Here is a 12437-nt window from a genome sequence, read left to right as displayed (position 1 = left end):
GCGGCGCGCGGTGGGACCGGCGACGGGGGCGGGTTGACCGTGGGTTCGGTCACGGTTCCCGCCGACGCCCTGGTGTGGAGGTTCTCGCGGTCCTCGGGGCCGGGCGGACAGCACGTCAACACCTCCGACACGCGTGTGTCGCTGTCCCTGGACGTGGCGGGGTGCGGTCCCCTGGGCGAGGTGCGGCGCCGGCGGGCGCTGGAGCGCCTGCGGGGGCGGCTGGTGGACGGGGTGCTGACGGTGACGGTGCAGACGCACCGGTCGCAGGTCCGCAACCGGGCCGAGGCGCGGGAGCGGATGGAGTCGCTCCTGGCCGAGGCGACGGCTCCGCCGGCGCGGGGGCGGCGGGCGACCAGGCCGGGGCGCCGGGCCGAGCAGCGTCGCCTCGATGCCAAGCGGCGCCGCGGTGACGTCAAACGGTCACGCTCTCGTCCTCCTTTGGACTGACCGGAACCGGGGCCCGTAACTTTTTTTCCCGGGGGTGCGGGAGGCGGTCCGCGGATGTCCGCACAGCTCCCCGCGGGGCGCCGTGCGCCCGTGCGGACGTGGGTGTACCGTCCAGTTGATCTTGACCGCCATGCTCGGGTAAGTTGCGGCCATTGTGCCCTTCGCCGGGTTGGCGGCCCCGGGTTCCGATTGACCAGGACGCCCTTGTCTCATATTCTGGCGGGACCGTTGTGGGTTCGTGCGGGCGGCTGCTGTCTCCGAGCAGGGGGCAGAGGTGTCGCACCGCTCCGGTCACCACTCTGGAACCAGGCGGCTGGTGTACACCGACGGATCAGGTTCCGTCGTGACCCTGCTTTCTGCGTCTGGATGACGGATCGACGGGCTCGAACCCGCGGCATGCCCATTTTCTGAATCTGTCCGTATCCGGAGTCCACCCACAAATGACGAGCAGCACCGAGGCCACCTCGACACCCCAGGTAGCGGTCAACGACATCGGGTCCGAGGAAGCCTTCCTCGCGGCGATCGACGAGACCATCAAGTACTTCAACGACGGTGACATTGTCGAGGGCACCATCGTGAAGGTCGATCGAGACGAGGTCTTGCTCGACATCGGCTACAAGACCGAGGGTGTGATCCCCTCCCGGGAACTGTCGATCAAGCACGACGTCGACCCCGGTGAGGTCGTTGCTGTCGGCGACCAGGTCGAAGCCCTCGTTCTCCAGAAGGAGGACAAGGAAGGTCGACTGATCCTGTCCAAGAAGCGCGCCCAGTACGAGCGCGCCTGGGGCACGATCGAGAAGATCAAGGAGGAGGACGGCGTCGTCACCGGCACCGTCATCGAGGTCGTCAAGGGCGGTCTCATCCTCGACATCGGCCTGCGCGGCTTCCTCCCGGCGTCCCTCGTCGAGATGCGCCGTGTGCGCGACCTGCAGCCGTACGTCGGCCGCGAGCTCGAGGCGAAGATCATCGAGCTGGACAAGAACCGCAACAACGTGGTCCTGTCCCGTCGCGCCTGGCTGGAGCAGACCCAGTCCGAGGTCCGCCAGACGTTCCTCAACACGCTCCAGAAGGGGCAGATCCGCAAGGGCGTCGTCTCCTCGATCGTCAACTTCGGTGCGTTCGTGGACCTGGGCGGCGTCGACGGCCTGGTGCACGTCTCCGAGCTGTCCTGGAAGCACATCGACCACCCCAGCGAGGTTGTCGAGGTCGGCCAGGAGGTCACCGTCGAGGTTCTCGACGTGGACATGGAGCGCGAGCGCGTCTCCCTGTCGCTCAAGGCGACCCAGGAAGACCCGTGGCAGCAGTTCGCCCGGACCCACCAGATCGGCCAGGTCGTCCCCGGCAAGGTCACCAAGCTGGTTCCGTTCGGTGCGTTCGTGCGCGTCGAGGAGGGCATCGAGGGCCTGGTCCACATCTCCGAGCTGGCCGAGCGCCACGTCGAGGTGCCGGAGCAGGTCGTCCAGGTCGGCACCGAGATCTTCGTCAAGATCATCGACATCGACCTCGACCGCCGTCGCATCAGCCTCTCGCTGAAGCAGGCCAACGAGAGCGTCTCCCCGGACCAGGTGGACTTCGACCCCACCCTGTACGGCATGGCGGCCGACTACGACGAGCAGGGCAACTACAAGTACCCCGAGGGCTTCGACGCGGACTCCGGCGAGTGGCTGGAGGGCTTCGAGGCTCAGCGGGACGAGTGGGAGCGCAGCTACGCCGAGGCGCAGGCCCGCTTCGAGGCGCACCGCAAGCAGGTCGAGGAGGCCCGTGCGGCCGAGGCCGACGCTGCGAACGCGCCCGCCCCTGAGGAAGAGGACGACTACACGGACGGTGGCGCCCAGAGCGCCGGCTCGTCCGGTTCGGAATCCTCCAGCAGCGGCGCCCTGGCCTCTGACGAGGCCCTGGCCGCGCTCCGCGAGAAGCTCGCGGGCGGCGAGGCCTAGGCAGGAGGTCCCGCAGAGGATCCCCTGACAGCCGCGAAGGGCCGTCCCCCACTCGGGGGGCGGCCCTTCGTCGTGTCCGCGCGGGGGTACGGGCCGGGTCCGCGTCGACGGCGACCGCGTCGCTTCCGCGCCCGCCCGCACCGGGGCGCGCCGGTTCCGCGCGGACGGCCCCGTAGCCGGACCCCGCCGGGCTAGGGTCGGTGGCGTGCCCCGGCGGGCGGGGCGCGTGAGGAGACGACGTGTTCGACATCCACCCGGCCACCCCTGCGGACGCGGGTGAGGTCTTCACCCTCCAGCGGGCGGCGTTCGTCGACGAGGCGCAGGCCCACGGCGACCCGTTCGTGCTCCCGCTCACCGAGGGCCTGGACCGCATCGCCAGGGTGCTCGCGCAGCCGGACGCCCTGGTCCTCAAGGCCGTGGAGGGCGCCCGGATCGTCGGCGCGGTCCGCGCGGCGGTCGCGGGGACCAACGCCGTCGTGGGACGCCTGGCGGTCGCCCCCGACCGGCGCCGCCTCGGCATCGGGCGGGCGCTGCTCACCCGGGTGGAGGAGGAGCTGTCGGTCCGCCACCCCGGGCTGACCTCCCTCACCCTGTCCACCGGCGCCCAGGGCGCCGGGGAGCAGCGTCTGTACCGGCAGCGCGGGTACGCGGAGACGTCGCGGGAGCGTGTGGCCGACCACCTGGTGATGGTGCACATGCGCAAGGAGGTCGTTCCGGCGGTGCGCTCCGGGGCCGCGGGGTGAGGTCCCGCACGGTCGGGGCGGGGCGCCCGTACCGGGCCGGGGCCGGCCGTCTAGGGTTCGGGACATGCTGAGAGTGGGACTGACCGGAGGGATCGGCTCGGGCAAGAGCACGGTCTCGTCCGCGCTGGCCGCCTACGGGGCGGCCGTCGTCGACGCCGACGCGATCGCCCGGGAGGTGGTCGAGCCGGGGACGCCGGGGCTGGACGCCGTCGTCGCGGAGTTCGGCGAGGGGGTGCTGGCCCCGGGGGGCGGGCTGGACCGTCCCAGACTGGGCGAGATCGTCTTCGCCGACGCGGACAGGCTCGCCGCGCTGAACGCCATCGTGCACCCCCTGGTCGCCCGGCGCAGCGCGGAGCTGATGGAGGAGGCGGTGGCCGCGGGGGTGGAGGTCGTCGTCTACGACGTCCCCCTGCTGGTGGAGAACGGCCTGGGGCCCCTCTACGACGTGGTCGTGGTGGTGGACGCCCCCGACGAGGTGCGGGTGGAGCGGGTCGTGCGGAGCCGCGGCGTGCCGCGTGAGCAGGTGTGGGCGCGGATCCGGGCGCAGGCGGACCGGGACGCCCGGCTGGCCGCCGCCGACCTGGTGGTCGACAACTCAGGGACCCCGCAGGAGCTGCGGGAGCGGGTCGCCCTCCTGTGGGAGGACCTCCGGGCCCGGGCCTGAGCGCCCCCGCCGCGTCCCCGCACCGGGCGCGTGCCGCGTCCTCCCGTGTGTCGCGCCCTGCCGCGCGGGGCTCAGCCGCGGCGTCCGCCGCGGTTCCCGCTCGTACGGGCCCGCGGACGGGGCGCCGGGCTCACCGCGGGGCTCCGCCCTCCCCGCCGCCCCGGTGGAGCGCCTCGGTCAGGGAGGAGCCCGCGTCGACGGCCTCGCGCACCAGCTCCTCGCGGACGCGGCGGGCTGCCTCGACGCCGAGCAGGCTCTCGTCGAGTTCCCCGGTGTGCATCGTGTCCCTGGCGGAGGACAGCGCGAGTTCGGCGTAGTCCCCGGCCCGGTCGGCGATGGCCTGGCACTGCTCCCATTCGCGGTGCGCGGTGACGGCCGCGTGGACGCGCTCGCCGTAGTCGGCCAGGACGCCGACGCGGTCGGCGATCGCCCGGTGGGCGCGTTCGACCGCCTCCTTGTGGGGCGCGAGCGCCCGCGTGACCTGCGGTGAGACGGCCTCGCGCGTGCGCTGCACCAGTTCCCTGCGCAGGGAGCGGAGTCGCAGCAGCTCCTGGGACAGCCGCCACTCCTCCTCCCTCAGGAGGGGGAGGGTGTGGCCGGCCTCGAACGAGTCGCCGAGCACGTCGGCGGCCTCCTCCACACGGTCCGTCGCCTGCTGGGCCCGGGCGAACAGGTGGGCCTCCGGTTCCTCGCGGCGGGTGGCGTAGCCGTAGGGGCGGCCGAAGTCCTCGGGCAGGACGTAGCGGTCGTGGTGTTCGGCGGCCAGGCGGGTCACCATGCCGGGGCGCATGACGGCGCCGGCGCCTCCCGCGGCCGCGGCCAGGTAGAGGGCGGCGGTGGCGGGGTCGCCGGGCACGGGCAGGTCCAGCGGTCCGAGGGCCCGGTCCAGGAGCAGGCGGGCGAGGAGCACCCCGGCCGCGGACGCGGGCAGCGCCCAGAAGGAGTGCACGACCAGGTCGGCCCAGTCGTCGGAGAAGGAGCCCTTGAGGGAGACCAGGACCAGGACGGCGACCGTGGCGCCCAGGCAGAGCAGGGCGAGGAGGGCGGGCCCCAGGGCGGGGGCGAGGAGGGCGGCGACGGCCAGGGAGGCGCCCCCCGTGGCGGTGAGGAGGGCGAGCTGCCTCCAGGTGGGCCGCCCGGGCGGGCCGGCGGAGGCGGGGAGGAGCTTCTCGGGGCGGGCCCTCATGCGCGCCAGCGCGCGCGGTGGGAGGCCGGGGTCGAAAGTGGGCCTGGAGGGGTGGGACACGGCTGGCACCTCGTCTCGGGGCGCTGGGCGCTGGCTCCGATGGTAGTCTCCGGCGTCCCGGACGCCCAGGGATGTCCTGGGCTGTCTGTAGCGTTAGGTGTGAGGGGACATGGGGCGGCTCGGGGGCGCCCCGCAGGCAGGAGCGGGAGAAGAGGGCGACGTGCGACCGGTCAGCGGCATCAAGCGCAGTGAGGCACCGTTCGAGGTCATCTCGGACATGACACCGGCGGGGGACCAGCCCGGGGCGATCGCGGAGATCACCAGGAGGGTGCGCGAGGGGGACCCGCACACGGTCCTGCTCGGTGCGACCGGTACGGGCAAGACGGCGACGGTGGCGTGGACGGTGGAGCAGCTCCAGCGGCCGACCCTGGTGATGCAGCCCAACAAGACCCTGGCGGCGCAGTTCGCCAATGAGCTCCGGCAGATGCTGCCCGACAACGCGGTCGAGTACTTCGTCTCGTACTACGACTACTACCAGCCCGAGGCCTACGTCCCGCAGAGCGACACCTACATCGAGAAGGACTCCTCGATCAACGACGAGGTGGAGCGCCTGCGCCACTCGGCGACCAACTCGCTGCTCACCCGCAGGGACACGATCGTGGTGGCGTCGGTCTCGTGCATCTACGGGCTGGGGACGCCGCAGGAGTACGTGGACCGGATGGCGCAGCTGTCGGTGGGCATGGAGGTCGACCGCGACCAGCTGCTGCGCCGACTGGTGGAGATGCAGTACTCGCGCAACGACACCGCGTTCACGCGCGGCACGTTCCGGGTGCGCGGCGACACCGTCGAGATCATCCCGGTGTACGAGGAGCTGGCGATCCGCATCGAGATGTTCGGTGACGAGGTCGAGCGCCTGCTCACGCTGCACCCGCTCACCGGCGAGGTGCTGGGGGAGAGCCAGGAGATGTTCATCTTCCCGGCCTCGCACTACGTGGCCGGTGAGGAGCGCACCGAGCGGGCGATCGCGTCGATCGAGGCCGAGCTGGCCGAGCGGCTGGCCGAGCTGGAGGGGCAGGGCAAGCTGCTGGAGGCGCAGCGCCTGCGCATGCGCACCACGCACGACCTGGAGATGATGCGGCAGCTGGGCACCTGCTCGGGCATCGAGAACTACTCGCGGCACTTCGACGGCCGCGAGCCGGGGAGCGCCCCCAACACCCTCCTGGACTACTTCCCCGAGGACTTCCTGCTGGTGCTGGACGAGTCGCACGTGACCGTCCCGCAGATCGGCGCGATGTACGAGGGCGACGCCGCGCGCAAGCGCACGCTGGTCGACCACGGTTTCCGGCTCCCGTCGGCCATGGACAACAGGCCGCTCAAGTGGGAGGAGTTCACCGGGCGGATCGGGCAGAGCGTCTACCTGTCGGCGACCCCGGGCCGCTACGAGCTGCGCCAGAGCGGCGGCGACGTGGTGGAGCAGGTGATCCGCCCGACGGGCCTGGTGGACCCGCAGGTGCTGGTCAAGCCCACGGAGGGGCAGATCGACGACCTGGTCCACGAGATCCGGGTGCGGGCCGAGCGCCAGGAGCGCGTGCTGGTGACCACCCTGACGAAGAAGATGGCGGAGGACCTCACCGACTACTTCGCGGAGCTGGGCATCCGGGTGCGGTACCTGCACAGCGAGGTGGACACGCTGCGCCGGGTGGAGCTGCTGAGGGAGCTGCGGGTCGGCGAGTTCGACGTGCTGGTGGGCATCAACCTGCTGCGTGAGGGCCTGGACCTGCCCGAGGTGTCGCTGGTGGCGATCCTGGACGCGGACAAGGAGGGCTTCCTGCGTTCGGAGACCTCGCTGATCCAGACCATCGGCCGCGCGGCGCGCAACGTCGCGGGCCAGGTGCACATGTACGCGGACAACGTGACGGACTCGATGAGGGCCGCCCTGGACGAGACCGACCGCCGCAGGGAGAAGCAGCTGGCGTACAACGCCGAGCACGGGATCGACCCGACCCCGCTGCGCAAGCAGATCGCCGATATCCTGGACTCGCTGAACCGGGAGGACGTGGACACCGAGGAGCTCATGGCCACGGGGTACCGCGGCAGCGGCCCCCAGGGCGCCAAGGCCCCCGTGCCGGCGCTGGGCGAGCGCGCGGACGTGTCGGCGATGCCGCGTGCCGAGCTGGCCGGGCTGATCGAGCAGCTGGGCGCGCAGATGCACCAGGCCGCCGCCGACCTGCACTTCGAGCTCGCGGCCCGGCTGCGGGACGAGATCGGTGAGCTGAAGAGGGAGCTTCGCGGGATGGACGCGGCCGGTGTGAAGTAGGGGGCGGGCGCGCCCGACCCCTGCCGGGCGGGGGGCGTGCGGCCTCGGCGGCCCCCGGTCGGGGCCGTCCGCGGCGTCTCGGGCGAGGCACGTTTCGAGAACGATGAGGTCGCGCAGTTACCTCCGCGTGACATACTCTTGGCCTTACGCAGGACGTATGTCGTGATTGCCGTGTATTCGGCTGTGGGGGACGCATGAGGGTTCGGTATCTGGTGGGCGCGGGCGGTGCGCTGGTGTCCGCGTCGCTGGCCACCGTCCTGCTCACCGGTTGTGGGACGGCCTTCGGGCAGGACGAGTCGGACGAGCCCGCGGTGCCCCCCACCCCGGAGGACGCGGCCCACGAGGCCGCGGTCCCCGAGCACAACGTCATCAACGAGGACGTCCTCATCATCGTGGACGACGGAGCCGAGGTCAGCGAGGAGTGCGGGGACCGCGAGGTCGTCGTCACCGCCGACGACGCCGTCGTGGTCCTGGACGGCGACTGCGGGCTGGTGCGCGCCACGGGCCGGGGGTCGACCGTGGACGTGGGCTCCGCCGACAAGATCGTGCTGGTCGGGGTGGACAACACCGTCTCCTTCGCCTCCGGCGATCCCGAGGTCATCAACCACGGCCGCAACACCACCGTCACCGAGGGCGGCTCGGCCGACGGGTGACCCGCGGCCGGGGAGCGCCGCGCGCCGCCCCGGACCGTCGACGGAGCGGGACGATTCCGTGTCGCTGCGTTGACCGCCCCGGCATCCGAGAGTGACCTTCCATCGGTTACCGTGGTGCGCGTCCACAACGCCCCGGACGGGGGCGGGCGGACGAAAGTTTCGGACGGGCGCGGCCGAGCGGAGTGAATTTTCGGCGGCTGTTCACTGTTCGGTTCTCCCGTTCGGTTCTGAGGCGGTACGGTCGTTTCGTTCCGCCCGCGGTGAATCCGGTCCCGTCGGGGCGGCACGACGGCCACGGGCGGCGCCGCGCACCGTCCGGCCGACCGGTCAGGGGACGCGCGCTCGGCGCGGGGATCCGCTAGGGGAGGGGTGGATGAGCGGTTATGTCGCACGGGTGCGGCACGACGAGTCGCCCGGAGGCGACGTCGGCCTGGACCCGTTGGTGCGGTCGGCCGCGCAGCGCTGGGCCGCATCGGACCCGCTGCTGCCCGAACCCGTCAGCTTCGCCCCGGGTTCCTACCCGCTCCTGACGGTCAGCGACGAGGACGGCCGCACGGTCGCGGCGGGCACCATGCACTACACCTGGTACCAGCCCGGCGAGGTCGGCCGGATCTGGGGCGTGCCCGACCAGCACTGGCTCACGCCCATCGTCGGGGGGCCCGACCCCGGCCGCGCCCTGGACTCCCTGCTGACCAGCTGGCGCGACCAGTTGGAGGACCTGCCGACGGGCACCGGCTCGGAGTCGGCGGCGCTGGTGAGCTGGCCCGCCCGCGACGTGTGCGGCATCATCCCGCTCCAGCGCCACGGCCTCCAGCCCTACACGGTCCTGGCGGCCCGCAAGCGGCGGCGCGGGGTCCCCCCGTCGCTGCCCCCGCGCGACGTGACGATCCGGCTGGCCGACCGCAGCGACCTCACCCAGGTGGTGGGGCTGCTGATGGAGGAGCACCGGTACGAGCAGAACTTCGGCGGGGTCTTCCTGCAACCGGACACCGCCGAGCAGACCCGGGAGGTGGCGGCGCGGGCGCTGAACCGCTCGCGTTCGTGGATCTGGCTGGCGGAGCGCCGCGGCCGTGCCGTCGGACTCATGTGGGTGTCGCCGCCGGAGCGCTCGCGGTGGGCCAAGCCCCTGGTGAACGCCCGGCCGATCGCGCACATCGGTTACGCGGTGGTGATCGCCGACGAGCGCGGCAACGGGATCGGCACCGCCCTGGTCGGCCAGGCGCACCAGGCCCTGGACAGCCACGGCGTGGGCGTCTCGGTGCTGAACTACGCGGCGATGAACCCGCTCTCCGGGCCGTTCTGGCACCGGATGGGGTACCGCCCGGTGTGGACGACCTGGGAGGTCCGTCCGGCGCTCGCCCTGCGCTGACCGGCGGGGAGGCGCCGGCCACCCCGGTTCCGGGGCCGCGGGCGGGGCTCCACTAGCCTGGGCGCAGAACGCGACGGGGCGTGGAGAGGCGGGGACGATGACCAGGCACGACCGTGGGCCCGAGGGTGCGGAGCACGTCGAGATCGTCGAGGTGGGGCCGCGTGACGGCCTCCAGAACGAGGCGACGACGCTGTCGGTCGAGGAGCGGATCGAGATGATCGACCGCGCCGCGGACGCCGGGGCCCGCCGGATCGAGGCGGTCAGCTTCGTCAACCCCAAGCGCGTCCCGCAGATGGCCGGGGCCGAGGAGATCATGGCGGGCGTCCGGCGCGCGCCGGGGGTCTCCCACATCGGGCTGGTGCTCAACCGGCGCGGGCTGGACCGCGCGGTGGCCGCCGGGGTGTCGGAGGTCAACGTGGCGGTGCCCGCCACGGACGGGTTCTGCGTCCGCAACCAGGGGTGCACGGTGGAGGAGATGCTGGACGCCCTGGCCGGTATCGACGCCGCGCTGGCGGGGACGGGCATCCCGCTGAGCGTGACCGTCTCGACCGCGTTCGGGTGCCCCTTCGACGGCGAGGTCGGGCCGGAGCGGGTGGTGGAGGTCGTCCGCCGGATCGCCGACACCGCCGCCGTGGAGATCGCCCTGGCCGACACGATCGGCGTGGGGGTGCCGGGTCAGGTGAGGGACCTGCTGGGCCGGGTTGCCGAGGTCGCCGGCGGCCGAGCCCTGCGCTGCCACTTCCACAACACCCGCAACACGGGTTATGCGAACGCGCTCGCGGCCGTGGAGGAGGGCGTGCGCGTGCTCGACTCCAGCGTGGGCGGGTTCGGAGGGTGCCCGTTCGCGCCCGCGGCGACCGGCAACATCGCCACCGAGGACCTGCTGTACATGCTGCACCGCAGCGGCCTGCACACGGGCGTGAGCCTGTCGGACGCCGCCGCGCTGGGTGGGTGGACGGGTGAGCGGCTGGGCAAGCAGCCGCCCGCCTACCTGGGCCGCGCCGGCGGGTTCCCGGCCTGACCCCTCCCGTCCCGGGAGCCGCGAGCAGGGGCGTGCGGGCCCGCACGCGGCGCGCCCCCTCCGGGGGGCGGGCCGCGTGCCGGGCGCCGTGGCCCCGGTCGCCCCCGGGTGTGGTGTTCGTCGCCGTGAGGGCCGTCCGGGCAGCCGCCCGAGCGGCCGTCCCGACCGGGTTCGGATGATTTTTCCGGCCCGGCCGCGGGGTCCGCGGAGGGTGTGACGTGCCCCGAAGCCCCTTCCCCACGGGGAAAGCGCGCTGGTCGGGCCGGGGAACACCCGTGCGGTGCGCGGCGTTCCCAGGTGAGTGCAGACGGGGGGCCTGTTATCCTGGTGCCCCGTGGAGTCCGGCGGCCTGAGCGAAGATCCCAACGCCCGCGACCGGACCGCCGCACGGCCGCTCAGCTCGTCCCGAGCCCGCCGTAGCCACTCAACCCACGGGAGCAACACTTTGGCATCCGCCGCGAGTACCAAGCACCTTTTCGTTACTGGCGGCGTCGCCTCCAGTCTTGGCAAGGGCCTCACCGCCTCCAGCCTGGGACGACTCCTGAAGTCGCGCGGTCTGCGGGTCACCATGCAGAAGCTGGACCCCTACCTCAACGTCGACCCGGGGACCATGAACCCCTTCCAGCACGGCGAGGTCTTCGTCACCGACGACGGGGCCGAGACCGACCTGGACGTCGGCCACTACGAGCGCTTCCTGGACGTGGACCTGGCCGCGACGGCCAACGTCACCACCGGCCAGATCTACTCCAGCGTCATCGCCAAGGAGCGCCAGGGCGCCTACCTCGGTGACACCGTGCAGGTCATCCCGCACATCACCAACGAGATCAAGGCGCGCATCTACGCGATGGACGCCCCCGACGTCGACATCGTCATCACCGAGATCGGCGGCACGGTGGGCGACATCGAGTCGCAGCCCTTCCTGGAGGCGGTCCGCCAGATCCGCCACGAGATCGGCCGGGAGAACTGCTTCTTCCTGCACGTCTCCCTCATCCCCTTCCTGGGCCCCGCCAAGGAGATGAAGACCAAGCCCACCCAGCACTCGGTCGCCGCGCTGCGCAGCATCGGCATCCAGCCGGACGCGATCGTGTGCCGGTCGGACCGGCCCATCACGCAGAGCCTCAAGTCCAAGATCAGCCTCATGTGCGACGTGGACGAGGCCGGCGTGGTCTCCACCCCCGACGCCCCCTCCATCTACGACATCCCCAAGGTGCTGCACCGCGAGGGCCTGGACGCCTACGTCGTCCGCCGCCTGGGCATGCCCTTCCGTGACGTGGACTGGACCGAGTGGGACGAGCTGCTGCGCCGCGTCCACCAGCCCGGCCACGAGGTCACCATCGCGCTGGTCGGCAAGTACATCGACCTGCCCGACGCCTACCTGTCGGTCAGCGAGGCGCTGCGCGCGGGCGGGTTCGCCACGGACACCCGCGTCAACCTGCGCTGGGTCGCCAGCGACAACTGCGCCAGCCCGTCGGGCGCGGCCTCCGAGCTCGACGGCGCCGACGGCGTGCTCATCCCCGGCGGCTTCGGCGTGCGCGGCATCGAGGGCAAGCTCGGCGCGATCCGGTACGCCCGTGAGAACGGCGTTCCGCTGCTCGGCATCTGCCTGGGCCTCCAGGCGATGGTCATCGAGTACGCGCGCAACGTGCTGGGGCTGGAGGGGGCCAACAGCACCGAGTTCGACGACAAGGCGGTCGACCCGGTCATCGCGACGATGGCCGACCAGACCGACGTCGTGGCCGGAGAGCGCGACATGGGCGGCACCATGCGGCTGGGCCTGTACCCGGCCGACCTGGGCGAGGGCACCGTGGTCCGCGAGCTCTACGACGGCACCGCGCAGGCCTCCGAGCGCCACCGCCACCGCTTCGAGGTCAACAACGCGTACCGCTCCCGGCTGGAGGAGGCGGGTCTGGTGTTCTCCGGGCTCTCCCCTGATGGCAAGCTGGTGGAGTACGTCGAACTGCCCCGGGACGCGCACCCGTTCTTCGTCGCGACGCAGGCGCACCCGGAGCTGCGTTCCCGCCCGACCAAGGCCAACCCGCTCTTCAGCGGGCTGATCGCGGCGGCTCTGGAGCACAAGGTCTCCTGACCGCCGGCCCGGGT

The 12437-nt window shown here is 72.4% G+C and carries 10 protein-coding genes; 9 read left to right on the top strand and 1 reads right to left on the bottom strand.

Annotated elements, in window-relative coordinates; translation table 11 throughout:
* Positions 1–33 precede the first annotated feature (33 nt).
* The 4 genes from arfB (at position 34) to coaE (ending at position 3791) form a co-directional block, all read left to right on the top strand.
* The gene (gene arfB, locus ACQPYD_RS23765) at positions 34–447 is read left to right on the top strand and encodes an alternative ribosome rescue aminoacyl-tRNA hydrolase ArfB (RefSeq protein WP_267945744.1); all 414 of its coding nucleotides are present in this window, start codon (positions 34–36) and stop codon (positions 445–447) included.
* Between the two features lie 440 nt (positions 448–887).
* Positions 888–2384 carry a 30S ribosomal protein S1 gene (gene rpsA, locus ACQPYD_RS23760; RefSeq protein ID WP_352986020.1) on the top strand — a complete coding sequence of 499 codons (1497 nt, stop codon included), beginning with the start codon at positions 888–890 and terminating at the stop codon, positions 2382–2384.
* A 239-nt stretch (positions 2385–2623) separates the two neighbouring features.
* Complete coding sequence (locus tag ACQPYD_RS23755) at positions 2624–3127, top strand: GNAT family N-acetyltransferase (protein WP_433697770.1); 504 nt, start codon at positions 2624–2626, stop codon at positions 3125–3127.
* Between the two features lie 64 nt (positions 3128–3191).
* Positions 3192–3791, top strand: coding sequence for a dephospho-CoA kinase (gene coaE, locus ACQPYD_RS23750; protein ID WP_433697769.1), 600 nt, complete (start codon positions 3192–3194; stop codon positions 3789–3791).
* Positions 3792–3921: 130 nt separating this feature from the next.
* Here the strand turns inward: coaE and ACQPYD_RS23745 are convergent, their stop codons facing one another.
* Positions 3922–5037 carry a hypothetical protein gene (locus ACQPYD_RS23745; RefSeq protein ID WP_433697768.1) on the bottom strand — a complete coding sequence of 372 codons (1116 nt, stop codon included), beginning with the start codon at positions 5035–5037 and terminating at the stop codon, positions 3922–3924.
* 160 nt (positions 5038–5197) lie between these two features.
* Between ACQPYD_RS23745 and uvrB the strand changes: the two genes are divergently transcribed.
* From uvrB to ACQPYD_RS23720, 5 genes are all read left to right on the top strand, one after another.
* A complete protein-coding gene (gene uvrB / locus ACQPYD_RS23740; protein ID WP_433697767.1) occupies positions 5198–7294 on the top strand; it encodes an excinuclease ABC subunit UvrB in 2097 nt (698 codons plus the stop codon).
* Positions 7295–7488: 194 nt separating this feature from the next.
* Positions 7489–7947 (top strand): DUF3060 domain-containing protein, encoded by a 459-nt coding sequence (locus ACQPYD_RS23735; protein ID WP_433697766.1) that lies wholly within the window; start codon positions 7489–7491, stop codon positions 7945–7947.
* A gap of 373 nt (positions 7948–8320) precedes the next feature.
* Complete coding sequence (locus ACQPYD_RS23730; RefSeq protein WP_433697765.1) at positions 8321–9316, top strand: GNAT family N-acetyltransferase; 996 nt, start codon at positions 8321–8323, stop codon at positions 9314–9316.
* Positions 9317–9413: 97 nt separating this feature from the next.
* Positions 9414–10337 carry a hydroxymethylglutaryl-CoA lyase gene (locus tag ACQPYD_RS23725; RefSeq protein ID WP_433697764.1) on the top strand — a complete coding sequence of 308 codons (924 nt, stop codon included), beginning with the start codon at positions 9414–9416 and terminating at the stop codon, positions 10335–10337.
* A 445-nt stretch (positions 10338–10782) separates the two neighbouring features.
* The gene (locus tag ACQPYD_RS23720) at positions 10783–12423 is read left to right on the top strand and encodes a CTP synthase (protein WP_267945735.1); all 1641 of its coding nucleotides are present in this window, start codon (positions 10783–10785) and stop codon (positions 12421–12423) included.
* Positions 12424–12437 lie beyond the last annotated feature (14 nt).

The organism is Nocardiopsis sp. CA-288880 (assembly GCF_050955985.1).
Lineage (GTDB): Bacteria > Actinomycetota > Actinomycetes > Streptosporangiales > Streptosporangiaceae > Nocardiopsis > Nocardiopsis tropica.
The sequence above is the reverse complement of the archived record's forward strand: the minus strand, read 5'-3'. Positions and strand labels throughout refer to the sequence as shown.